Here is a 23,037-nt window from a genome sequence, read left to right as displayed (position 1 = left end):
TGACATCGAGCCCGACTGTAGGAGCAGGCCCTGCCTGCGATTCGCGCGCAGGGCGCGCTCCTACAAAGGCACGGTGTAGGGGCAACCCGTAGGAGCGGATCTCATCCGCGAATCGCGCCGGAACCTCCGGCTATCGCGGACAAGGTCCGCTCCTACGGTGGGCCCCACCTCGACTGTAGGAGCAGGCCCTGCCTGCGATTCGCGCGCAGGGCGCGCTCCTACAAAGGCACGGTGTCGGGGCAACCCGTAGGAGCGGATCTCATCCGCGAATCGCGCCGGAACCCCCGGCTATCGCGGACAAGGTCCGCTCCTACGGTGGGCCCCACCTCAACTGTAGGAGCAGGCCCTGCCTGCGATTCGCGCGCAGGGCGCGCTCCTACGAAAAGCACGCCGTCGCGTTGGCTTGGCGGCCGGGACGACATGATCGTCGACATTGAAAACGGGCCCCACCATGCTGGCCAACCTGTCGCTGAAGAGCAAACTGCTGCTGACCGTCCTGCCGCTGACGACGCTGATCTACCTGGCGACGGTCGTGCTGGTCTACCAATCGAGCAAGGCCTCCACCGAGGCCCTGGCCGAGGTGGCCGTGCAGGCCATCGTGCAGCAGCAGGCCGCGGAGATTTCCTCGTATTTCGATGGCGCCATGCATTCGGGCCGGGTGACCGCGGACATGCTCGCCCGCGAGCTGGCCGATGGCGTGCTGCCGGACCGCCGGCTCGGCGAGCAACTGCTGGAGGCGCTGTTGCTGGACAGCCCCCAGGTCAGCATCGCCTGGTGGGTGCCATCGCACGCCGATGCAGCGGATGCGCTGTGCTGGTTGCGTGACGCGCAGGCCGTGCAGGCCGCGACGGCCGAGCAGTGCGAGTCGGTGGTCGAGGCCCTGGGCGGCGCCGCCGGCGAGCGCGAGAGCGTGGCGTCGCCCCGCTCGCCGGCGCGGGCCGGCCTGACGAAGGCGGTGATTCCCGTGCTGCTGCCGGTGCGGCAGAACGGCCACCTGGCAGGGCACCTGGGGCTTGGCCTCGACGTGGAGAAGCTCCAGGCTAAGGTGGCCCAGCTGCGGCCACTGGGCGTCGGCCTGGCGGCGCTGACGGCCAACGACACCACCCTGGTCGCCCACCCCGATCCCCGGCGCGTCGGGCGGCACACCGCCGAGACCGAGTCGGATTTCCTCGGCGACCACCTGCAGACGATGGTCGACGCGGTGCGCAACGGCAAGCCGCTGTCGATCCGCTTCCTCTCGCCGGCGATGGGGGAGGAGGTGTTCATGCTGGCGGTGCCGGTCGCCATAGGCGCCACCGGCGCGCCCTGGTCGTTCGGCGCCGCCTTGCCCAGCGCGGCATTGCTGGGCGGGGTGAAGGCCCTGGCGGTGCAGTTGCTGGTGCTGGGCGGCCTGGCCGCGGCGCTGATCGGCGGGCTGATCCTCTGGCTCGGCCGCGCCATGACGCGGCCCCTGGATGCGGTGGTGAAGGCGATCCGCGAACTGGTGGCGGGGGAGGCCGACCTGTCCTCGCGCCTGCCGTTCGAGGGGCGCGACGAGCTGGCGGTGCTGGTCCGGGAGTTCAACCGCTTCCTCGATATCATGGCCGCCCTGGTGCAGGAGATAACGGCGACCAGCCAGGCCTTGCAGGGCGCGGCCCAGGCGCTGCAGGAGGAAAGCCAGGTCACCGGCCGCGGGGTGGACACCCAGCGTGACGAGATCGGCCAGCTGGCCACCGCCATGCGGCAGATGTCCCAGGGCATCGAGGAGGTGGCCGGCAACACCGACCAGGCCGCCCAGGCCACGCGCGAGGGCGACCAGGCCGTGAGCCACGGGCAGGCCACGGTCGCCTGCCTGAACGAGGCCATTGCCGAGGATGCGCGGACGCTGGAGCAGATCTGCACCCTGACCGGGCAGCTGGAGTCCGCCAGCGAGGACATCGGCACCGTGGTGGCTGTGATCCGCGGCATCGCCGAGCAGACCAACCTGCTGGCGCTCAACGCCGCCATCGAGGCGGCCCGGGCCGGCGAGCAGGGGCGGGGGTTCGCGGTGGTCGCCGATGAGGTGCGCGCCCTGGCGCGGCGCACGCACACATCGACCCAGGAGGTGTACCGCAGCGTGTCGATGATCCAGGAGCGCACGCGAACCGTGGTCGGCATGCTCGAGAAGAGCCGCAACACCTCCCTGGGCAACGTCGCCAGCGCCCGCGAGGCCAGCGACGCCCTGCACCGCATAACCCGGATGATCGGCCAGGTCCGCGACATGAGCCAACAGATCGCCAGCGTGACCGGCCAGCAGGCCTCCAGCAGCGAGCAGCTCTCCCACAGCCTGGCCTCGATAGCCAGCTCCGCCGACGCTGCCTCGCTCAGCGCCGGGCAGGTGCGCCGCCGCAGCCATGACCTGCAGGCACTGGCGGAGCGCCTGGGCGCCCTGGTCAGCCGGTTCCGCCTGTAGCCGTTTCCTCGCTGTGCCCGTGGCCCGGCCCTCGCAAGCCGGGCCTCGTGCGTTGCCGGGAAAGCCTTGCCGCGCGCGGCGTGCAATTGATCCAGGCCACTAATCTGCGCACAGCGGATAACCCCTGCAGTGGCGGGATAGTCCCCCGCAGCCCCCCTTCCCTAGAGTGGAATCGCCTTGGTCGTCGGCCAGAAGACCATCCTTGTGTGCGAATCCAACGCTATGACAAAACTCATCAGTATCGAAGCATCCTCCCCGCAGCAGGGCGCCCGTGGCCCGGGCCTGCCGCACCGCGCGCTGAACGCGCTGGCCGTGGTGCTGCCCTGGGCGATCATCGGCGGCCTGCTCTGGGCGGGCCTGTTCATCAAGCCGCAGCCGGTCGGCGGCAGCGTCACGCCGCCGCCCCTGGAGCGCCGCGACCAGTTCTACGGCCTGGCCCAGCTGCCCGACGGCACGGTCCTGGCCTGCGGCTCCAACGGCAAGGTTCTGGCCATCTCCGCCGACGGCCGCATCAGCCGCCAGGAAACGCCCAGCGACAAGCCCCTGCAGGACATCGCCGCCTGGGATGCGAACCACCTGGTGGCCGTCGGCAACGACGGCATCATCCTGCACAGCGACGACGCCGGCCGGCACTGGCGCCTGGCCGACGACGTGCCGCGCTCGGCGGTGGCCAACAAGCTCAACCGGGTGCGGGTGGGGCCGGCGGGGCTGGCGATCGCCGTCGGCGAGATGGGCGCGCTGCTGGTCAGCCATGACTTCGGCGCCCACTGGCAGCGCCTGCGCGAGGAAGAGGACGTCGCCTGGAACGACGCCGCGCTGCTGGACGACGGCCGCCTGGTGGTGGTCGGCGAGTTCGGCCGCATCCTGCTCAGCCAGGACCTCGGGGCGCACTGGGAGGAGATTCCCGCCCCGGTGCCCGGTTCGCTGATGGCCGTGCGCTTCCGCGATGCCGCCAATGGCGTCGCGGTGGGGGTGGAGGGGACGCTGCTGGTGACCCGCGACGGCGGCCGGCAGTGGCAGCCGGTCGAGCTCGGCGTGCATGACCACCTGTTCAGCGTGATCTGGAACCCGGCGCAGCAGCAATGGCTGGCCTTCGGCGCCCTCGGCCGCTGGGTCGCCGGCAGCGTCGGCGCGGGCGACATCGCCTGGCGCAGCGGCACGCTGGATGCGCGCGACCTGTCCTGGCACACCGGCGCGCTGTCCAGCGGCAAGCAGACCTGGCTGGCCGGCGACGGCATCGGCCGCTGGGACGGCCGCCACTGGTCGCCGCTGAAACCCTGACCTGCCTCGTCCACTTTTCCGAGACAACGAGATGATCGAACGCATTGCTGATTTCTGCATCCGCCGGCGTGCCTGGGTGGCGGGCATCCTCATGGCGCTGACCCTGCTGCTGGGCTGGTCCGCCCTGCACATCGAGGTGCGCACCGTATTCGAGGACATGCTGCCCTCGCGCCACGAGTACGTGCGCACCCACGAGAAATTCAAGGACACCTTCGGCGGCTCGAACATGGTCACCATCATGTTCGAGGTGGAGCAGGGCGACATCTTCCAGCGCCCGCTGCTGGAGAAGGTGCGCCAGGTGACCCTGGGGCTGCGCGAGGTGTCCGCGGTCAACCAGTACCAGATCACCTCGCTGGCCTCGAAGAAGCTCAAGGAGGTCCGCGCCTCCACCGAGGGCATCGAGAGCCGCCCGCTGATGTGGCCGGATGTGCCGGACAGCGCCCAGGGCATGGAGGAACTCAAGCAGGCGGTGCTGCGCAACCCGCTGGTCTACGGGCCCTACGTGTCCAAGGACCTGCAGGCGACGCTGATCACCGTGGACTTCATCGACCAGCAGGTGGACTACGCCAAGGTCTTCGACCAGATCCGCGCACTGGTCGCCAAGGTCGACGACGGCAGCGTGAAGATCCGCCTGGTCGGCGACCCCATCCTCTATGGCTGGGTGAACCACCACGTGCCGGAAACCCTGCACCTGGTGCTGGCCGCCGTGGCGGTGACGCTGGTGCTGCTGTTCATCCTGCTGCGGACCTGGCGCGGCGTGTTCCTGCCCTTGCTCGCCGGTGCGGTCAGCGCCCTCTGGGCACTGGGCATCTGCCACCTGCTGCGGATCAACTTCGAGCCGCTGGTGATCGTGGTGGCGATGCTCATCACCTCGCGGGCGGTCTCCCACTCGGTGCAGATCGTCAATCGCTTCGATGACGAATTGGCGTTGCTGCCACCGGGTGGGCCGGCGGGGGCGGTCTCGCGCCTGGCCGCGCGGGTCGCCCTGGCCGACCTGTTCCGCCCGGGCATGCTGGGCGTCATCGCCGACGCCGCGTGCATGGCGGTGGTCGCCCTGAGCCCGATCCCGATGCTGCAGAAGCTCACGGTGCTGTCGGTGGTGTGGGTCTCGACGCTGACCGTCAGCGCGGTGATCCTGACGCCGGTGATGCTGTCGTGGATCCGCCGTCCGCACAGCTTCGCCCATCCGTTCGACTGCCTGCCGGCGTTGCGCAAGGTGCTCGACCTGAGCGTCGCGGTGACGCTGTCCCGCGGCCGCTATGTCGTGCTCGGCGGCAGCCTGCTGCTGGTGCTGGGCGCCGGCTGGTATGCGTTCAACCTGAAGATCGGCGACGCCAACCCGGGTTCGCCGATCCTCTGGCCGCAGGCGCAGTACAACCTCGATTCCACGGCGATCAACGGGCGCTTCGAAGGCGTCGACCGGATGTTCATCGTCCTCGGCGACGACGGCCACCCCGGGCTGGTCAAGAGCAACGAGGCGCTGCACGCGATGAACCGCTTCCAGCGCTTCATCGAGGCCCAGCCGGAGATCGGCGGCTCGCTGTCGCTGGCCGACGTGCTGCCCCACGTCAACAGCAGCCTGCGCGAAGGCAACCCGCGCTACCTGGAGCTGGGCGAGGACGACGCCATCAACGGCAGCCTGGTGGCCATGCTCGACTCGGTGTCCGAGCCGGGCGACATGGACCGCTTCACCGACACCCAGTACGCCAACGGCTCGGTGACCCTGATGTTCCGCGACCGCCAGGGCGAGACCATCCGCACCGCGGTGGCGCGGATCAAGGAGTTCATCGCCGAGAACCCCCTGAGCCAGGGCCACTGGCAGCTGGCCGGCGGGGTGATCGGGGTGATGGCCGCGGTCAACGAGATCATCCTGTCCAGCCAGATCGAGGCCATCGCCCTGGCGCTGCTGGTCCTCGCCGTGCTCTGCACCCTGGTCTACCGCTCGGCGGTGGCCGGCATGCTGTTCATGGTCCCGGTGATCATCTCCAACATGCTGACCTTCAGCTTCATGGCCTGGAAGGGCATCGGCATGAACATCAACACGGTGCCGGTGGCGGCCCTGGGCATCGGCCTGGGGGTGGATTACGCCTTCTACATCGCCGACCGCGTCAAGGAAGAGATCGCCATCGGCAGCAGCCCCGAGCACGCCATCCGCCAGGCCCTGCACTCCGCGGGCATGGGGGTGATCGTCACCGCCAGCGTGCTGATCCTCAGCACCCTGCTGTGGTGGGCCTCGTCGCTGCGCTTCCAGGCCGAGATGGGCCTGCTGATGGCGATCTGGCTGAGCGTGTCGGCGATCTCCGCGCTGTTCGTGATGCCCTCGCTGATCTACGTCTTCCGTCCCCGTTTCATCTTCGCCGGGCAGCCGCATGCGGCTGCCTTGCAGGCGCTGGAGCCGGCCCCGCTGCAGGCCGTGTGAAAGCGAACGCACAACAACAAAACCAAAACCATGGCTTCTGGCCGCTCTTAACCTCTGGGGAGGTATCCGGTGAACTCTAGCGTCGACTCCTGCGTGCAACCGCGTGTTGCACTTCACAAGCTCGCCCTGGCCATCGCCTTGGTGCCGGTGACCGTGCCGGCCCTGGCCGACGACAGTCTCAAGGTCGATGGCTACCTGCGCGAGGAACTGTCCTGGAACACCAAGAACTGGGAGGACACCCCCGGCTACAGCGACGGTGGCAAGCTGTCCATGGCGCGCAGCACCGCGCGCCTGAACCTGGACTGGGCGGCGACCGACCAGGTCTCGGTGGTGGCCAAGCTGCGCGCCTCGCGCGAGGTCAAGACCGACTTCCTCAAGCACCTCGAGGACATGGGCGCCAACAACTACCACTCCGGCGAGCACGGCGACATCATGGACCTCTACGACAAGGAGGAAATCCGCGAGCTGTACATCGACTTCCCGGTCGGCGAACGCACCCGCTTCCGTATCGGCAAGCAGCAGATCGCCTGGGGCGAGACCGACTTCTTCGCCGCCAACGACCTGGTGCACGGCTTCGACTACACCTGGCGCAGCTTCCTCGAGCCGGCCAACGAAGAACTGCGCAAGACCAACAACATCGTCAAGGTGAACGTCGACGTGCCCGAGGCCGACGGCGGCATCGAGGCCTTCGTGCGGCCGGGGCTGGACCGCAAGCAGGACATCGGCAGCGAACTGGACATCTACGGCGCGCGCTGGTCGAGCCAGCCCTACGCCGGCGTCGATTTCCGCAACATCGACCCCTATAACTACGAGAACAACGAAGGCGACTACCGCCACTGGACCGGCGGCCTGCGCTGGAGCGGGATGCTCGGCGACACCAACTACTCGCTGTCCTACCTGCGCACCTTCTACAACTCGCCGATCCTCAACGCCTCCAACAACCTCGCGCTGTTCGGCCTGCCCGAGGTGCCGTCCGGCGCCAACACCGTCGGCACCGACCAGACCAAGGGCCTGGCCGGCGAGATCATCTACCCGATCGTCAACATCTACGGCTTCACCGCCAGTCGCTATTCCGACGCGGCCGATGCGGTGTTCAGCACCGAGGTGGCGTACATCAAGGACGCGCCCTACCAGATCGCGCTGCCGGTGCCGACCCCGCTCAGCCAGAACATCGCCCCGGGCTTCGACGGCTTCCAGACCAAGAACGTCGTGGCGCTGATGCTGCGCATGGACAAGAACATCGCCGCCACCCAGAGCCTGCTGGGCACCGAGAAGCCGATGTTCTTCTCCGTCCAGTTGTTCGACAAGTGGGTGCAGAACTACGACTCCGACGACCAGCTGCTCTACAGCGTCGGCTGGGGCGGCAAGGTCAAGGAACACTCGGTCCTGGCCACCACCATCTTCGACCTCAGCTACGACAGCGGGCGCATCCGCCCGCAACTGGTGCTGGGGGCGGACCTGAGCAACAACGGCGGCTTCGCGGTGCCCTCGGTCACCTTCGAGCTGTCCAGCAAGTGGCGCTGGAAGGTCGAGTACGACGCCTTCTGGGACGACGCCTGGCGCGACGGCGACAAGTGCACCCCGGGCAATGCCGCCAACTGCGACAAGACCACGCTGTTCGGCTACTTCCACAACCGTGACCAGCTCTACACCAGCCTGACCTACCTGTTCTGACCCGTAGTGGAGACCTGACCATGAAACGCGCACGACCGGTTCTGCAACGCACCCTGGGCCTGACCCTGGCCTGCCTGTCCCCACTGCTGGCCTCCGCTGCCGAGCTTGCGCCGGGCACGGTGATTTCCGCGGCCAACCTCGACCAGGTGAAGAACGACACCTTCGAAGGCCACAGCATCGCCAGCCTGCTGACCGAGAAGATGGAATGGCGGATCCGCAACACCGGCTGGAAACTGCCGCTGGCCAAGTCCCAGGAGGTCAAGCTCGACCCGCGCTGGGTCAAGGCATCGCAGGCCAATGCCGGCAAGACGGTGATCAACAAGGAAGCCTGCCGGGTGGACAACTGGGTGGCCGGCGAGCCCTTCCCGAACGTCGACGCCAAGGACCCGCAGGCCGCGGAAAAGCTGGTCTGGAACTGGCACCTGGGGCAACTGGTGGGTGACGTTTCCCAGGTCCCGCAGTTCACCCAGCTGTTGATCGACGGCAAGAAGGGCATCCACGCCGAGCCGGTGGCGGAGTTCAGCCGCTACTCCATGAAGGGCCGCCTGACCGGCGACCAGGCGGTGGAGGGCGACGGCAGCGAGCGCGGCCGCCAGCTGCTGTACTTCAAGTCGCCATCGGACATGAAGGGGCTGGGGACCTATACGCAGATGTACGACTCGGACAAGGTCAACGACGTCTGGGCCTACATCCCCGCGGTGCGCCGCGTGCGCCGCCTGTCCGGCGGCGCCTGGATGGACCCGGTCGGCTCCTCGGACCAGCTGCAGGACGACCTGGACGTCTTCAACGCGCGCCCGTGCTGGTACCCGCAGTACAAGCTGCTCGGCACCCGCTGGGTGCTCGCCGTGGCCAACAGCAAGACCGGCCTGTGGAAGACCGACGGCAAGACGCCGGCCGAGAAGTACCCGGTCCTCGACGACCAGCCGCCGTACTGGAACATGAACAACAACAACTTCGAGCCACGCGAGGTATACGTGATCGAGGCCATCACCCCGTCCATCCACCCCTACAGCAAGAAGGTGCTGTACATGGACGTGAAGTACCCGCGCTTCTATTACGCCGAGGCCTACGACCGCAAGGGCGAGTTCTGGAAGTTCATGGAGTTCCATTCCTACTCCAACATCGCCGACGGCGACGTGCGGACCACCGCCGGCGCGGTCATCGACTTCCAGCGCAACCATGCCACGGTCTCGCTGATCGACACCGCGAGCTGGAAGACCAACTTCCCCGCCAAGGCCAGCAACTTCTCCCTGCAGACCCTGCAGGCCGCCGGCCGCTGACGGCGGGCCCGGCACGGTTTCCCCGCGGCACGGATGCCGCCCCCTCTTTCCCGCCACCCCGGGCCACGCGTCGCAACGGCGGCGCCAGGCCCTTCGGAGAACACGAGCATGTCGACCATGAAGGCCGCGCGCCTGCACGAGATCGGCGGACGATTCCGCATCGACGAACTACCCCGGCCGGCACCCGGCCCCCATGATGTGCTGGTGAAGGTCGAGGCCAGCGGGATCATTCCCAACCTGAAGAACGTCACCACCCACTTCCCCGAGTGGTATCCCTTCCTGCCGTTGCCGGCACTGCCGGCGACCTTCGGCCTGGACTCGGCCGGGGTGGTCGCCGAGGTCGGCGCCGCGGTCAGCGCCTTCAGGCCGGGCGACCGCGTCTACGTCAACCCCGGCGTCGGCTGCGGCGAGTGCCGGCATTGCCGGCAGGGCGAAACGCCGCGCTGCGAGGCGTACACCTTCCTCGGCTACTTCGGCTTCGGCCCCGGTTCGCAGGCGATCTTCGAGCGCTACCCGTATGCCGGCTACGGCCAGTACATGACCGCGCCGGCGAACAACCTGGTGCGCCTGCCGCAACGCCTGAGCTTCTCCCAGGCCACCCGCTTCGGCTACCTCGGCACCGCCTACTCGGCGATCCGCAAGTCCGGCCTGCGCCCGGGGCAGAGCATCCTGATCCTCGGCGCCTCCGGCACCCTGGGCGTTGGCGCGGCGCTGCTGGCCCTGGCCTTCGGCGCCTCGCAGGTACTGGTCGCCGCGCGTGACGGCGCTGCCCTCGAACGCCTGCGGGCGCTGGCGCCGCAGCGTGTCGTGGCGATCCGCATCGGCGAGCGCAGCGTCCACGAGCAGGTGCTGGAGCAGGTGCCCGGCGGCGTCGACGCCATGCTCGACACCCTCGGCGCCAAGGCGCCCGCGTCGCTTTCGGTGGAGGCGATGAAAGCGGTCGGCCGCGGTGGGCGCATCGTGCAGATCGGCGGCGTGGCCGGCCCCATCCCCATCGACCCGCACCCCTTCATGTGCGCGCAGCTGCAGTACATCGGCTCGCTCTGGTTCACCCCGGTGGAAGGCGACGAGATGGCCAGCATGATCGAGTCGGGCGTGCTCGACCTGTCCCTGCTGGAGGAGCGGGCCTACCCCCTGGAGCGCCTGAACGAGGCGCTGGAAGACATCCAGGCGCAGGCCAGCGGCTTCGTCAACTTCCACATCGCGCACGAATGAACAACCGAGGGAAGACTCGACCATGCAGGTAAATCGCATCGTGACCGGCCACGACAGCCGCGGCCTTTCGCAGATCGACAGCCAGGGCCCGCTCGCCGGCACCGAGCCGTTCGTCCATTCCCCGGGCTTTTCCGCGGCCCTGGTATGGCAGACCGGAGCGGACCCGCGGATCGTCGCCAACCCCGGGGACCCGTCCCTGGGCGTGGCCTCGGTGCTGCCGGTGCCGGGCGGCACCAGCGTCATGCTGGTGACCTTCCCGCCGCAGCAGGATGCGCCCGCCGAGGAGGTCGACGCCGCCGCCGCGGTCGACGAGATGCGCGCGCGGCTGCCGGGCATGGCGGAGCTGTTCGAGCCCGAGCATCCAGGCTTCCATCGTACCGACAGCATCGACTACGGCGTGGTGCTGGAAGGGGAACTGCTCCTGGAACTCGACGAGGGGCGCAGCACCCGCCTGCGCCAGGGCGATGTGGTGGTCCAGTCGGGTACCCGGCATGCCTGGCGTAACACCGGTAACACTGCGGCGCGAATGCTCTTCGTGATGGTCGGTGCGCGGCGCTGACGCGCTCGTCCGGCGAGGTGCGCCGAAAGCGGCCCGGGGCGCTGCCCCGGGCCAGAGAACATCATCCTAGAGCGCCTTGGGAAAAGGCCCCCGGCGCGTAGCTGCAAGACCTTTCCCGGCCGTCCGTTTCCATGGCCCGGCCTGGCCGATGGGCGTGCTTATTGCATCTGCATGGGAGGACGGCCCGGGATACCCGATGCGGTGACAGCGCGCCCCGGCGCTGCTGGCCCCGCGTACCGGCCGGGCGACGCCCAGGCGCCGCCCGCCGCACCGCAGCGATGCGTGACGCACCCCGCTTGGGCTGCGCCGCAGCGGTCGGCCGGTCCTGGTCGCGATAACAATAATGGTGCGCAGTCCCCGACGCCGTGCACCGAATAAAACGTGAGAGCCTGCCCGGTCGCGTGCCCGGGTAGAGGAGGGTGCTATATGGAACGCCTGTTCTTTTCCCCTGCGGTACCACCGGACGTCGTCCTGTCGCGCTACGAAGTCTGTCGTACGCAGGACCTCGAGGAGGCCCGCAAGTGCGGGGAGCGCATATTCTGCGAGAACCGCCTGTCCAGCCTGGACGCCAACAGCACCGTCAACACCCGCATCTACTACCGGCGCCTGGGCAGCATCGGCATGGGGCGCATGAGCTATGGCGGCGACATCACCATCGAGCCCGGCGAGCTGGACACCTTCACCCTGGTGCAGATGCCGATTTGCGGGCAGGAGCAGATCGAGTGCGGCAACCAGCGCGTGCTTTCCAACGTGCACATGGGTTCGGTGCTCAACGCCCACCTGCCGTCGCGGATCAACCACAGCAACAGCACCGAGAAGCTGATCATCCGCATCGACACCAGCCTGCTGGAGCGCAACTGCCAGCAGCACCTGGGGCGCATGCTGCGCAAGGAGCTGGAGTTCCAGCCGGGCATGCCGCTGGACACGCCCCAGGGGCGCTGCTGGATGCGCACGGTCGGCTGGATCTACGACAGCCTGTCCGCCGATGACAGCGAGCCTTCGCCGTTGCTGGCCGCGCAGTTCGAGCAGGCGCTGGTGAACGTGCTGCTGGCCTGCCAGCCGCACAACTACAGCGCGGAAATGCTCGCCAACGAGGGGCCGGTGATCGCCCCGTCCTTCGTCAAGAAGGTCGAGCGCTACATCGAGGAGCACGCCCACGAGCCGATTTCCATCATCGACATGGCGGAGCATGCGGGCGTCAGCAGCCGCTCGCTGTTCACCGGTTTCCGCCGCTACCGCAACACCTCGCCGATGCTGTACCTGAAGGAGGTGCGCCTGCGCCACGTCCAGGAGGAACTGCAGCGCCAGTCCCCTGGCAATACCACGGTCACCGCCGTGGCCTTCCGCTGGGGGTTCAGCCACCTCGGCCACTTCACCACCGACTACAAGCGCCGCTTCGGCGAAAGCCCCTCGGAAACCCTCGCCCGTTGACCTGCGCGGACACGGATGTCCCTCTTCCCCGCACGGCTTCCCCGCTCGTTCCCGCGCCCCGCCCAGCCCCTTTGCCCATGCCCCTGCAACCCGTGCGCTTTTTCTGCGCTGGGGGGATAACGCCCTCGGTTCCGGGAGCGTCAGCCGGGAAGCGGCTTTCTAGGATGGCCCGCAAGCGCGCCGCATGGCGCGGCGCCTGTCCAGTCAGCCAATGGGGAGTCCCTTCATGTCCGAGCAACCGATCATCCGTCGCCGCCAGGTCAAGACCGGCATCAGCGATGCCCGCGTCAACAACGCCAAGACCCAGAGCCAGTACCAGCCCTACAAGGACGCGGCCTGGGGCTTCATCAACCACTGGTACCCGGCGCTGTTCAGCCATGAGCTGGTCGAGGACCAGGTCGAAGGCATCCAGATCTGCGGCATCCCCATCGTGCTGCGCCGCGCCAACGGCAAGGTGTTCGCCCTCAAGGACCAGTGCCTGCACCGTGGCGTGCGGCTCTCGGAAAAGCCCATGTGCTTCACCAAGAACACCATTTCCTGCTGGTACCACGGTTTCACCTTCGACCTGGAGAGCGGCAAGCTGGTGACCATCGTCGCCAACCCGGACGACAAGCTGATCGGCACCACCGGCGTCACCACCTACCCGGTGCACGAAGTCAACGGCATGATCTTCGTCTTCGTCCGCGAGGACGACTACCCGGACGAGGACGTACCGCCCCTGGCCCAGGACCTGCCGTTCCGCTTCCCCGAGCGCAGCGAGCAGTTCCCGCACCCGCTGTGGCCGGCCTCGCCGAGCCTGCTGGACGACAACGCGGTGGTGCTGGGCATGCACCGCACCGGCTTCGGCAACTGGCGCATCGCCTGCGAGAACGGCTTCGACAACGCGCACATCCTGGTGCACAAGGACAACACCATCGTCCATGCCATGGACTGGGTCCTGCCGCTGGGCCTGCTGCCCACCGGCGACGACTGCATCAGCGTGGTGGAGGAGGAGAACGGCCCGAAGGGCCTGATGCAGTGGCTGTTCACCGACAAGTGGGCGCCGGTGCTGGAGAACAAGGAACTGGGCCTGAAGGTCGAGGGTGTCAATGGCCGCTTCTACCGCACCTCGGTGGTGCTGCCCGGCGTGCTGATGGTGGAGAACTGGCCGGGCGACCACATGGCGCAGTACGAGTGGTACGTGCCCATCACCGACGACACCCACGAATACTGGGAAATCATCGTCCGCGTGTGCAACACCGAGGAAGAGCGGACCAAGCACCAGTACCGCTTCGACCGCGTCTACGAGCCGCTGTGCCTGCACGGTTTCAACGACTGCGACCTGTACGCCCGCGAGGCCATGCAGAACTTCTACTACGACGGCACCGGCTGGGACGAGGAGCAACTGGTCGCCACCGACGTCTCGCCGATCACCTGGCGCAAGCTGGCCTCGCGCTGGAACCGCGGCATTGCCAAGCCCGGCCGCGGCGTGGCCGGCGCGGTCAAGGACACCAGCCTGATCTTCAAGCAGACCGCCGACGGCAAGCGCCCGGGGTACAAGGTCGAGCAGATCAAGGACTGACCGCCAGCCCGACCCGGCCTGCGCTCCAGGCCGGGTCACCTTCCCAGGGGAACCCCCATGCCGCAGATACCCGGCTCCAGCAGCCATTTCCTCACGGTGGACGGTGTGCGCCTGCACTACCGTCTGGTCGAGGGCCCCAGCGACCGCCCGCCGGTGATCTTCACCCATGGCGGCGGGCCCGGCTGCACCGCCTGGAGCAATTTTCGCCTGAGCGCCGCGGCATTCTCCGCGCGGCATCGCTGCTATTTCCTCGACCTGCCGCAGTTCGGCCAGTCCGAGATGGTGCCGGTGCAGGGCCCGGTCTTCAGCTGGCACGCGCGCAAGCTGCTGGGCTTCATGGATGCGCTGGGCATCGCCCGGGCGCACCTGGTCAACCAGTCCTTCGGCGGCTGCGTGGCGATCCGCTTCGCCGTCGACCACCCCGAGCGCGTCGGCAGCCTGCTGCTGATCGGCTCGCAGCCGGTGGAGCGCGGGGTGATGCAGCCGCTGCCGCTGTTCAGCAAGCACGCCGCGGGGCTGATAAGCGACTACTACCTGGCCGACGGCGGGCCGAGCCTGGACAAGATGGCGGCACTGATCCGCCGCTACGAACTGCATGACGATGCCCGCCTCGACGAGGAAACCCTGCGCCTGCGCTTCGAGGCCAGCGCCAACCCCGGCTTCATAGCGCTGCTGAAGACCCCCGGGGCCTTCGGCCAGTGGGAGAACCTGATGCCGGTGTTCTCCCGGGTGCTGGCGCCGACCCTGATCTGCTGGGGGCTGCACGACTGGTTCGGTGGCGTCGACGTGCCGATGCTGATGCTCAACCAGTTCGCCGATGCCCGGCTGCACGTGCTGGGCAACCTCGCGCACCACCTGCAGAGCGAAGCGCCGGACGAGTTCAATGCGCTGGCGCTGACCTTCATCGGAGGGCACGAATGAACGCCTCGAGCGAACTGCACTACCTGGAGATGTACGAGCTGTCGGCGCTGATCCGCAGCGGCAAGCTGTCGCCGGTGGAGGTGGTCGAGGCGCAGCTGGCGCGCATCGAGCGCCTGGAGCCGCAGCTGCACAGCTATGCCTGCGTCACCGCCGAGCTGGCCCTGGAACAGGCCCGCCAGGCGGAGCGCGAGCTGATGCGCGGCGAATGCCGCAGCCCGCTGCATGGCATACCCATCGCGGTGAAGGACCTCTTCGACACCGCCGGGGTGCCGACCTGCGCCGGCATGCCGCTGCTGCACGGCCGCGTGCCGCAGGAGGACGCCACGGTGGTCGCGCGCCTGCGCGAGGCCGGCGCGGTGCTGCTCGGCAAGCTGCAGATGACCGAGGGCGCCTTCGCCATCCACCACCCCAGCCTGGTCGCGCCGAACAACCCCTGGCATGCCGGGCACTGGGCGGGCGCGTCCTCCAGCGGCTGCGGGGTGGCCACCGCCGCCGGGCTCTGCTACGCCTCGCTGGGCAGCGACACCGGCGGCTCGATCCGCTTCCCCTGCGCGGCCAATGGCCTGACCGGCCTGAAACCGACCTGGGGGCGGGTCAGCCGGCATGGCTGCTTCGAGCTGGCCGCCAGCCTCGACCACATCGGCCCGATCACCCGCAGCGCGCGCGATGCGCTGTTCCTGCTGTCGACCATCGCCGGCCACGACCCGCGGGACCCCACCTCGCTGCCCAGCGTGTGCCTGGAGATCCCCGGCCTGGAGGAATCTTTCCAGGGCCTGCGCATCGGCGTGGACGAGGCCTGGCTGAGCGACGGCGTCGACCCGCTCATCCAGCAGGCGCTGCAGCAGGTCATGGAGATTGTCCTGCAGGGCGGCGGCAAGCTGCTGCGCGTGCGCATGCCGGACACCCACCCGGTGAGCGCCAACTGGGAGGCCCATTGCGGCGTGCAGACCGCCGTCGCCCATGCCGCCACCTACCCGCAACACGCGGCGGAATACGGGCCGGCGCTGAGCCGCCTGATCGACGGCGGGCGGGCGCTTTCGGGCATGGACTACCAGCGCATCCTGCTTGCCGCGCAGCGCTTCAGCGGCGAGCTGGAAAGCCTGTTGACCCAGGTCGACCTGCTGCTGGCCCCGGTGCAGCCCTACGCGGCGCCGAGCCACGAACAACTGGCGGCCCTGGCGCTGGATGCGGAGGCCAATCGCCGGCTGATCCAGTTCACCGCGCCCTTCAACGTCAGCGGCCATCCGTGCCTGAGCCTGCCCTGCGGCTTCACCCCGCAAGGCCTGCCGCTGGGCTGCCAGTTCATCGCCGGCAAGGGCGGCGAGGCCGTGCTGTGCCGGGCGGGCATGGCGTTGCAGAAGGCGAGCGATTGGCACCGCAGGCACCCACCGGGCATCTGAGCGCTTTCTTGCGCTGCCGGGATAAAGGCCCCGCCCACGGGAGTGTGCGGGGCAGGGGCGGTTCATAAGATCGGGCTGAGCCTGCGGCGCCGTGTTTCCCGCGGCGGGTACGGGCCCGGATGCAACCCAGAGAACAACAAATGAACGAAGTCCATGCGTGCCCGGCCACCGGGCAGGAAGAAGACAGCCACTACCGCCAGGAGCACCGACGCTCTCTGACGGACCCGCGGGCATTCTGGGCGGAGCAGGCGCGGCACCTGCACTGGCACCGCCGTTGGGACGAAGTGCTCGACGAAAGCCGGGCGCCCCTGTACCGCTGGTTCGCCGGGGCCGAGTTCAACACCTGCTACAACGCCCTCGACCGCCACGTCGAGGGCGGGCGGGCCGAGCAGGCCGCGCTGATCTACGACAGCCCGGTCACCGGCCGCTGCGAAACCTTCAGCTACCGTGAGCTGCGCGACCTCGTGGCGCGCTTCGCCGGCTGCCTGCGGGCGCTGGGCGTGGAGCGTTCGGACCGCGTGGTCATCTACATGCCGATGGTGCCCGAGGCGCTGATCGCCATGCTCGCCTGCGCGCGGATCGGCGCGGTCCATTCCGTGGTGTTCGGCGGCTTCGCCGCGCCGGAGCTGGCCAAGCGCATCGAAGATGCGCAGCCGAAACTGGTGGTGACGGCCTCCTGCGGCATCGAACCGACCCACACGGTGGCCTACAAGCCCCTGCTGGACCAGGCCATCGCGCTGTCGGCGCACAAGCCCGCGCACTGCATCCTGCTGCAGCGCCCGCAGCTGCAGGCCGAACTCGTCGCCGGGCGGGACCTCGACTGGCAGGCGGCCATGGCCGCCGCGCAGCCGGTGGACTGCGTGCCGGTGGCGGCCACCGACCCGCTGTACGTGCTCTACACCTCCGGCACCACCGGCAAGCCCAAGGGTGTGGTGCGCGACCACGGCGGCCATGCCGTGGCCCTGCATTACTCGATGCGCGCGGTGTACGCGGCGAAGCCGGGCGAGGTCTTCTGGGCCGCCTCGGACGTCGGTTGGGTGGTCGGCCATTCCTATATCGTCTATGCGCCGCTGCTGCTCGGCTGCACGACGCTGCTCTACGAAGGCAAGCCGGTGGGCACGCCGGATGCGGGGGCGTTCTGGCGGGTGATCGCGCAGCATCGCGTCAGCACTTTCTTCACCGCGCCGACCGCGCTGCGGGCGATCAAGAAGGAAGACCCCCGCGGCGAGCGGCTGCAGCACCATGACATCGGCTGCCTGCGGGCGCTGTTCCTCGCCGGCGAGCGTTCCGACGCCGACACCATCGCCTGGGCGCAGGCGCTGCTCGGGGTGCCGGTGGTCGACCACTGGTGGCAGACGGAACTGGGCTGGCCGGCCATCGCCAATTGCCAGGGCATCGAGGCGCTGCCGGTCAAGCCGGGGTCGTCCAGCGTGCCGGTGCCGGGTTTCGACCTGCAGGCGCTCGACGCCGACGGCGCGCAGGTCGCTGCCGGGCAGATCGGCAACCTGGTGCTGAAGCTGCCGCTGCCGCCGGGCGCCTTGCCGACGCTGTGGAACGACGTGCAGGGCTACCTCGACAACTACCTGGCACGCTACCCCGGCTACTACCTGACCGGCGATGCCGGCTACCTCGACGCCGACGGCTACGCCTGGATCATGTCGCGCATCGACGACATCATCAACGTGGCCGGCCACCGCCTGTCGACCGGGGCGATGGAGGAGGCGCTGGCCGGGCACGGGGACGTCGCCGAATGCGCGGTCATCGGCGTCGCCGACCCGCTCAAGGGGCAGTTGCCCATGGGCCTGGTGGTGCTCAAGGCCGGCGTCCAGCGCCCGGCGGAGGACCTCGAACGGGAGCTGGTCGCGCGGGTGCGCGAGCAGATCGGCGCGGTGGCCTCGTTCAAGACCGTGCTGATAGTCGCGCGCCTGCCGAAGACGCGCTCGGGCAAGGTGCTGCGCTCCACCATGCGGGCCCTCGCCGATGGCCGGCAGCCCGTGGTGCCGGCGACGATCGACGACCCGCGGGTGCTCGACGAAATCGCCGCGGCGCTGGCCAGGCGTTGAGAAACACCCTGGCGGATGTCCCCGGCCGGGGCCATCCGCCCCACCTTCGAAGGGGAGCACAGACATGAGCCTGCACACTGGCAGGGCCATCCGCATCGACCAGGCGGGCGGCCCGGAGGCGCTGCGCGTGGTCGAGGTCGCCGTCGGCGAGCCCGGCCCGGGCGAGGTGCGCATCCGCCACCACGCCGTCGGGGTGAACTTCCTCGACATCTACCAGCGCAAGGGGCTGTATGGCCTGCCGTTCCCGCTGCAGCCCGGCATGGAAGGGGCCGGCGTGGTCGAGGCGGTGGGCGTCGGCGTGGAGCACCTGCGCGTAGGCGACCGCGTGGCCTACGCCGGCTTCCCGCCGGGCGCTTACTGCGACGTGCGGCTGATGCCGGCGATGACGGTCTGCCGGCTGCCGGATGCGATCAGCTTCGAGACCGGCGCGGCGATGATGCTCAAGGGCTGGACGGCCTGCTACCTGCTGACGCGCTGCCCCCCGGTGGAGGGGCTGCACCCCGGCGACAGCGTGCTGTTCCACGCTGCGGCGGGCGGAGTGGGCCTGATCGCCTGCCAGTGGGCGAGGGCGCTCGGCCTGCAGCTGATCGCCACCGCCGGCAGCGACGAGAAGTGCCGGCTGGCGCTGGAGCACGGCGCCGCGCATGCGATCAACTACCGGCGCGAGGATTTCGTCGAGCGGGTGCGGGAAATCACCGGCGGGCGCGGCGTCAAGGTGGTGTACGACTCGGTCGGCCGCGACACCTTCGAGAAGTCGCTCGACTGCCTGGCGCCCTTCGGCCTGCTGGTCGCCTTCGGCGACGCTTCCGGCCCCGCGCCGGCCATCGCGCCGGCGCAACTGGTGAGCAAGGGCTCGCTGTACCTGACCTACCAGGGCCTGTGGCACCACGTGTCGAGCCGCGAGCGGGCCCAGGCGCTCAGCGACGAGCTGTTCGCCAGGGTGGCGCGGGGCGACGTGCGGATCCCGGTCATGCACCGCTATGCGCTGGAGCAGGCCGCCAGCGCGCAACGCGACCTGGAGGCCCGGCGGACCACTGGCTGCATCGTGCTGCTGCCGGCGGGGGCCTAGTTCCGTCATTTGCGTTCCTTGGTTTGCCCGTGCCCCCTGGGCACGGGATTTTTTTCCAGCCCATACCGGGCAGGGCGCCTCGCAGGGTACGGTGGGCGCGTGCAGGCCCGGCGCGGCGAAGCGGGAACCCGGCATGGCGATTTCCCTTGGGAGGCGAAGATGACGACAGTGCCCGACGGCTGCCACCTGAACTGCGATGCGCTGTTGCATTCGCAGGACCTCGACGAGACGCGCCGGCTGGTGGCCTCGGTGTTCTGCGAGCATCGCCTGGAGCTGCGCCAGGCGGCGAGCCGCCTGGACTACCGGCACCAGCACCTGCGCACCGAACAGCTGAGCTTCAGCCGCATGCGCTACGGCGCCGACGTGCACATCCGCCCCGGCGAGCTGGGCTCGTTCTACCTGGTGCAGCTGCCCTTCGCCGGCCACGACCGGCAGCGGATCGGCCGCCGCGAGCTGCTCAGCGACAGCCTGCACGGCAGCATCCATGCGCCTGACGAGAGCCTGGAGATGAACTGGAGCGGCGACTGCCAGAAGCTGGTGGTGCGCATCGAGCGCGGCGCCCTCGAACGGCATGCCGTCGCGCTGCTCGATCACGACGCCCAGCAGCCCCTGGCGTTCCACCCGCTGATGGACCTGCGCAACGCCGCCGGGGCGGTCTGGGGGCAGACGGCGCGGCAGCTGTTCGACGTGCTGCAGCGTGCCCCGCAGCTGTTCGAGATGCCCCTGGTCAGGGCGCAGTTCGAGCAGACGCTGATGACCACGCTGCTGACCTGGCAGCCCAACACCCTGAGCGAGCGGCTCGGCGAGCCCTCGGCCCAGGTCCTGCCGCGCCACGTCAAGCTGGCCGTGGACTACATCCAGGCCCACGCCGAGCAGCCGATCAGCGTGGAGACGCTGGCAGCCATCGCCGGCGTCAGCGGCCGCTCGATCTACCACGGCTTCCAGCGCTTCCTGGGCGTCAGCCCCATGCGCTACCTGCGCGACGTGCGCATGGAGCGCGTGCACCAGGACCTCAAGGACCCGCGCCAGCCCGCCCGGGTGACCGAGATACTCGCCCGCTGGGGCTTCTTCCAGTTCGGCCGCTTCGCCATCGAGTACCGCCAGCGCTATGCCGAGACACCGCGCCAGACCCTGGCCAGGGGCCGCGGCTGACGCCCCGCGAGCTTCTTGCAGTATTCGCATGATCGCTGCAGGGCCTGCATATTCGCTGTGTCCGCCTTGCTCCACATTGAGGGCCGTGGCTGCACCCGCAGCCATCGCCAAACTTGATGATGGAGTTGGACCGCATGAGAAGAATAACTATCGTCGGTGCCGGGCAGGCCGGGCTGCAACTGGGCATCGGCCTGCTCAAGCAGGGTTACGACGTCGCCTTGATCTCCAACCGCAGCGCCGCGGACATCGCCGCCGGCCGGGTGCTGTCCAGCCAGTCGATGTACGACATGGCCCTGGGCTTCGAGCGCCAGCTGGGCCTGGCGTTCTGGGACGACAGCTGCCCGCCCACCGTGGGCGTGCACATGCGTGCCGGCAACGCCGAGGGCCTGATGGTCGACTGGCGCTCGCCGATGAAGGCCCCCGGCCAGTCGGTCGACCAGCGGATCAAGATGCCGCGCTGGATGAACGAGTTCGAACGCCTGGGCGGCCGGCTGGTGATCGAGGAAGCGGGGCTGGATGACCTGGAGCGCTATGCCGCCGCCTCCGACCTGGTGATAGTCGCCAGCGGCAAGGGCGAGATCGGCAGGCTGTTCGAGCGCGACGCCGAGCGCAGCACCTTCGACCGCCCCATGCGCACCATCTCGCTGACCTACGTGCACGGCATGCTGCCGCGCGAGGACTACAGCGCGCTGAACATCAGCATCAACCCCGGCATCGGCGAGTACGTCAACTTCCCCTGCCTGACCTTGAGCGGGGCAGGGGACATCATCAACCTCGAATGCATCGAGGGCGGGCCGATGGACCGCTGGGCGGAAGTCAGCACGCCGGCGGAACACCTGGCGCTGGCGGTGGAGCTGATCGAACGCTTCTTCCCCTGGGAGGCCCCGCGCTGTCGCAACCTGCGCCTGACCGACGACCTCGGCATCCTGGTCGGGCGGGTCACCCCCACCGTGCGCAAGCCCATCGGCTACCTGCCGTCCGGGCGCACCGTGCTGGGCATGGCCGACGTGCTGGTGCTCAACGACCCCATCACCGGGCAGGGCTCGAACAACGCCAGCAAGTGCGCCAACGTCTACATGAACGCCATTCTCGAACAGGGGCGGGCACCCTTCGACGACACCTGGAAGAACGCCACCTTCGAGCGCTACTGGGACTACGCCCAGTGGGTCGCGCGCTTCACCAACACCCACCTGCTGCCGCCGCCGGAGTCCGTGCTCAAGGTGTTCACCGCCTGTGCCGCCGACCCGGCGCTGGCCGCCGCCGTGGCCAATGCCTTCGACGACCCGAAGAGCCTGGTGCCCTGGTACTACGACAGCGCCGAAGCCGAGCGCTTCATCGCCTCCTTCAGCGCCGCGCGAGGGTGACCGCCATGCCCGTACAGCACAACAAAGCGCTGTTGCCCGGCCGTGCCGGTGCGCTCGTCGCCTGCCTGCTCCCGCTGCAGGCCGCCTGGGCGACGCAGGGCACCTTCCCGCATGGCTATGGCGTCAAGTCCGAGGGCATGGGCGGGGTGGTCATCGCCCTGCCGCAGGACTCGCTGGTCGGCGCCTCCAACCCGGCCGGGATGGTCGCGGTCGGCGACCGCCTGGACGTCGGCGCCGCCTTCCTCAAGGCCGACAACGGCGCCGAGTTCGCCGGCAACACGATCAGCGGCTCCAAGGACCGGGACCTGTACGTGATCCCGCAGTTCGGCGCCAACAAGATGCTCGACGACGTCAGCAGCCTGGGCATCTCGGTGGTCGGCAACGGCGTGGGCACCGCCTACGCCCGCGACGCCGACTTCGGCGGGCTGCGCAACCCCGGTTCGCAGTTCCAGCAGATGGTCGCCACCACCAGCTATGCCCGCAAGCTCAACGAGCAGCACAGCGTCGGCGTGGGCCTGATGCTGCTGCGCCAGGTGCTGGACATCGACGGCACCGCCAGCATCGGCCTGCCCCAGGGGCGCGACGAGTCCTACGGCGCCGGCCTGCGGCTGGGCTGGATCGGCCAATTGACACCCGAATGGAGCCTCGGCGCCAGCTACGCCACCCGCGGCTACATGTCGAAGATGCACCGCTTCGACAAGCTGCTGGCCGATGGCGGCGACCTCGACATGCCGTCCAACTGGGCCCTGGGCGTGGCCTGGAAGCACGGCCCGCTGACCCTCGCCGCCGACCTGCAGAAGGTCTACTGGAGCGACGTCAGGTCCCTCGGCAACCCCGGCGTGAGCCGCGCCACCGGCGCCCCCGGGGACTCCGACGGGCCCGGCTTCGGCTGGCGCGACCAGCGCATCTGGCGGGTGGGCGCGGCCTGGGACCTGAACCAGCGGCTGACGCTGCGGGCCGGCTACAACGACGCCAACCAGCTGCTCGATGGCCACGATACCTACCTGGGCATCCTGGCGCCGGCCGCCAACCACCGGCACGTGACCTTCGGCGGCACCTACCGCCTCACCGGCGGCCACGAGTTGTCCCTGGCCTACGCCCGTTCCTTCAAGGACAAGGTGGAAGGCGAGGGCGCCGGCCCGGATGCGGTCACCTCGCCGTACATGGGCCAGCACTGGCTGTCCGTGAGCTACGGCGTGGCGTTCTGAGCGGAGGCA

16 protein-coding genes and 1 pseudogene are annotated in these 23,037 nt (G+C 69.0%); all 17 read left to right on the top strand.

Features of this window, described 5'->3' with window-relative positions; translation table 11 throughout:
- Positions 1-451 precede the first annotated feature (451 nt).
- Positions 452-1,735: pseudogene (locus VV867_RS31250) on the top strand (HAMP domain-containing protein); the annotation flags it as partial.
- Complete coding sequence (locus VV867_RS31245) at positions 1,718-2,431, top strand: methyl-accepting chemotaxis protein (RefSeq protein ID WP_442965056.1); 714 nt, start codon at positions 1,718-1,720, stop codon at positions 2,429-2,431. The pseudogene VV867_RS31250 and the gene VV867_RS31245, both read left to right, overlap by 18 nt.
- Positions 2,432-2,653: 222 nt before the next feature.
- Complete coding sequence (locus VV867_RS27740; protein ID WP_328568114.1) at positions 2,654-3,712, top strand: WD40/YVTN/BNR-like repeat-containing protein; 1,059 nt, start codon at positions 2,654-2,656, stop codon at positions 3,710-3,712.
- Positions 3,713-3,743: 31 nt separating this feature from the next.
- The gene (locus VV867_RS27735) at positions 3,744-6,131 is read left to right on the top strand and encodes an efflux RND transporter permease subunit (protein ID WP_328568113.1); all 2,388 of its coding nucleotides are present in this window, start codon (positions 3,744-3,746) and stop codon (positions 6,129-6,131) included.
- Between the two features lie 69 nt (positions 6,132-6,200).
- A complete protein-coding gene (locus VV867_RS27730; RefSeq protein ID WP_275626858.1) occupies positions 6,201-7,805 on the top strand; it encodes a DUF1302 family protein in 1,605 nt (534 codons plus the stop codon).
- Positions 7,806-7,825: 20 nt separating this feature from the next.
- Positions 7,826-9,085, top strand: coding sequence for a DUF1329 domain-containing protein (locus VV867_RS27725; RefSeq protein WP_275626857.1), 1,260 nt, complete (start codon positions 7,826-7,828; stop codon positions 9,083-9,085).
- Between the two features lie 108 nt (positions 9,086-9,193).
- Positions 9,194-10,300, top strand: a complete 1,107-nt coding sequence (locus VV867_RS27720; RefSeq protein WP_328568112.1) for an alcohol dehydrogenase catalytic domain-containing protein — start codon at positions 9,194-9,196, stop codon at positions 10,298-10,300.
- A 22-nt stretch (positions 10,301-10,322) separates the two neighbouring features.
- A complete protein-coding gene (locus tag VV867_RS27715; RefSeq protein ID WP_275626855.1) occupies positions 10,323-10,859 on the top strand; it encodes a cupin domain-containing protein in 537 nt (178 codons plus the stop codon).
- Positions 10,860-11,285: 426 nt separating this feature from the next.
- Positions 11,286-12,290, top strand: coding sequence for an AraC family transcriptional regulator (locus VV867_RS27710; RefSeq protein WP_275626854.1), 1,005 nt, complete (start codon positions 11,286-11,288; stop codon positions 12,288-12,290).
- A 226-nt stretch (positions 12,291-12,516) separates the two neighbouring features.
- A complete protein-coding gene (locus VV867_RS27705) occupies positions 12,517-13,851 on the top strand; it encodes a Rieske 2Fe-2S domain-containing protein (RefSeq protein WP_009619897.1) in 1,335 nt (444 codons plus the stop codon).
- Positions 13,852-13,908: 57 nt separating this feature from the next.
- The gene (locus tag VV867_RS27700; protein WP_328568111.1) at positions 13,909-14,772 is read left to right on the top strand and encodes an alpha/beta fold hydrolase; all 864 of its coding nucleotides are present in this window, start codon (positions 13,909-13,911) and stop codon (positions 14,770-14,772) included.
- Positions 14,769-16,172 carry an amidase gene (locus VV867_RS27695; protein WP_328568110.1) on the top strand — a complete coding sequence of 468 codons (1,404 nt, stop codon included), beginning with the start codon at positions 14,769-14,771 and terminating at the stop codon, positions 16,170-16,172. The genes VV867_RS27700 and VV867_RS27695 overlap by 4 nt, the downstream gene beginning before the upstream one ends.
- A gap of 140 nt (positions 16,173-16,312) precedes the next feature.
- Positions 16,313-18,235, top strand: coding sequence for a propionyl-CoA synthetase (locus VV867_RS27690; protein WP_328568109.1), 1,923 nt, complete (start codon positions 16,313-16,315; stop codon positions 18,233-18,235).
- Between the two features lie 64 nt (positions 18,236-18,299).
- Positions 18,300-19,304 (top strand): quinone oxidoreductase family protein, encoded by a 1,005-nt coding sequence (locus VV867_RS27685; RefSeq protein WP_328568108.1) that lies wholly within the window; start codon positions 18,300-18,302, stop codon positions 19,302-19,304.
- 159 nt (positions 19,305-19,463) lie between these two features.
- Positions 19,464-20,456, top strand: a complete 993-nt coding sequence (locus VV867_RS27680; RefSeq protein WP_328568107.1) for an AraC family transcriptional regulator — start codon at positions 19,464-19,466, stop codon at positions 20,454-20,456.
- A gap of 134 nt (positions 20,457-20,590) precedes the next feature.
- Positions 20,591-21,820 (top strand): styrene monooxygenase/indole monooxygenase family protein, encoded by a 1,230-nt coding sequence (locus VV867_RS27675; protein WP_328568106.1) that lies wholly within the window; start codon positions 20,591-20,593, stop codon positions 21,818-21,820.
- A gap of 5 nt (positions 21,821-21,825) precedes the next feature.
- Positions 21,826-23,028 (top strand): OmpP1/FadL family transporter, encoded by a 1,203-nt coding sequence (locus VV867_RS27670; protein ID WP_328568105.1) that lies wholly within the window; start codon positions 21,826-21,828, stop codon positions 23,026-23,028.
- The last annotated feature ends 9 nt before the right edge of the window (positions 23,029-23,037 follow it).

The organism is Pseudomonas sp. JH-2 (assembly GCF_036231725.1).
GTDB lineage: Bacteria > Pseudomonadota > Gammaproteobacteria > Pseudomonadales > Pseudomonadaceae > Pseudomonas > Pseudomonas delhiensis.
The sequence above is the reverse complement of the archived record's forward strand: the minus strand, read 5'-3'. Positions and strand labels throughout refer to the sequence as shown.

Excerpts from the sequence above, each read along its gene's own strand:
- VV867_RS31245 (WP_442965056.1), top strand. The coding sequence starts at position 1,718 with ATGCGGCAGATGTCCCAGGGCATCGAGGAGGTGGCCGGCAACACCGAC.
- VV867_RS27735 (WP_328568113.1), top strand. The coding sequence starts at position 3,744 with ATGATCGAACGCATTGCTGATTTCTGCATCCGCCGGCGTGCCTGGGTG.
- VV867_RS27695 (WP_328568110.1), top strand. The coding sequence starts at position 14,769 with ATGAACGCCTCGAGCGAACTGCACTACCTGGAGATGTACGAGCTGTCG.
- VV867_RS27710 (WP_275626854.1), top strand. The coding sequence starts at position 11,286 with ATGGAACGCCTGTTCTTTTCCCCTGCGGTACCACCGGACGTCGTCCTG.
- VV867_RS27725 (WP_275626857.1), top strand. The coding sequence starts at position 7,826 with ATGAAACGCGCACGACCGGTTCTGCAACGCACCCTGGGCCTGACCCTG.
- VV867_RS27675 (WP_328568106.1), top strand. The coding sequence starts at position 20,591 with ATGAGAAGAATAACTATCGTCGGTGCCGGGCAGGCCGGGCTGCAACTG.
- VV867_RS27685 (WP_328568108.1), top strand. The coding sequence starts at position 18,300 with ATGAGCCTGCACACTGGCAGGGCCATCCGCATCGACCAGGCGGGCGGC.
- VV867_RS27680 (WP_328568107.1), top strand. The coding sequence starts at position 19,464 with ATGACGACAGTGCCCGACGGCTGCCACCTGAACTGCGATGCGCTGTTG.
- VV867_RS27740 (WP_328568114.1), top strand. The coding sequence starts at position 2,654 with ATGACAAAACTCATCAGTATCGAAGCATCCTCCCCGCAGCAGGGCGCC.
- VV867_RS27690 (WP_328568109.1), top strand. The coding sequence starts at position 16,313 with ATGAACGAAGTCCATGCGTGCCCGGCCACCGGGCAGGAAGAAGACAGC.
- VV867_RS27715 (WP_275626855.1), top strand. The coding sequence starts at position 10,323 with ATGCAGGTAAATCGCATCGTGACCGGCCACGACAGCCGCGGCCTTTCG.
- VV867_RS27670 (WP_328568105.1), top strand. The coding sequence starts at position 21,826 with ATGCCCGTACAGCACAACAAAGCGCTGTTGCCCGGCCGTGCCGGTGCG.
- VV867_RS27720 (WP_328568112.1), top strand. The coding sequence starts at position 9,194 with ATGTCGACCATGAAGGCCGCGCGCCTGCACGAGATCGGCGGACGATTC.
- VV867_RS27705 (WP_009619897.1), top strand. The coding sequence starts at position 12,517 with ATGTCCGAGCAACCGATCATCCGTCGCCGCCAGGTCAAGACCGGCATC.
- VV867_RS27700 (WP_328568111.1), top strand. The coding sequence starts at position 13,909 with ATGCCGCAGATACCCGGCTCCAGCAGCCATTTCCTCACGGTGGACGGT.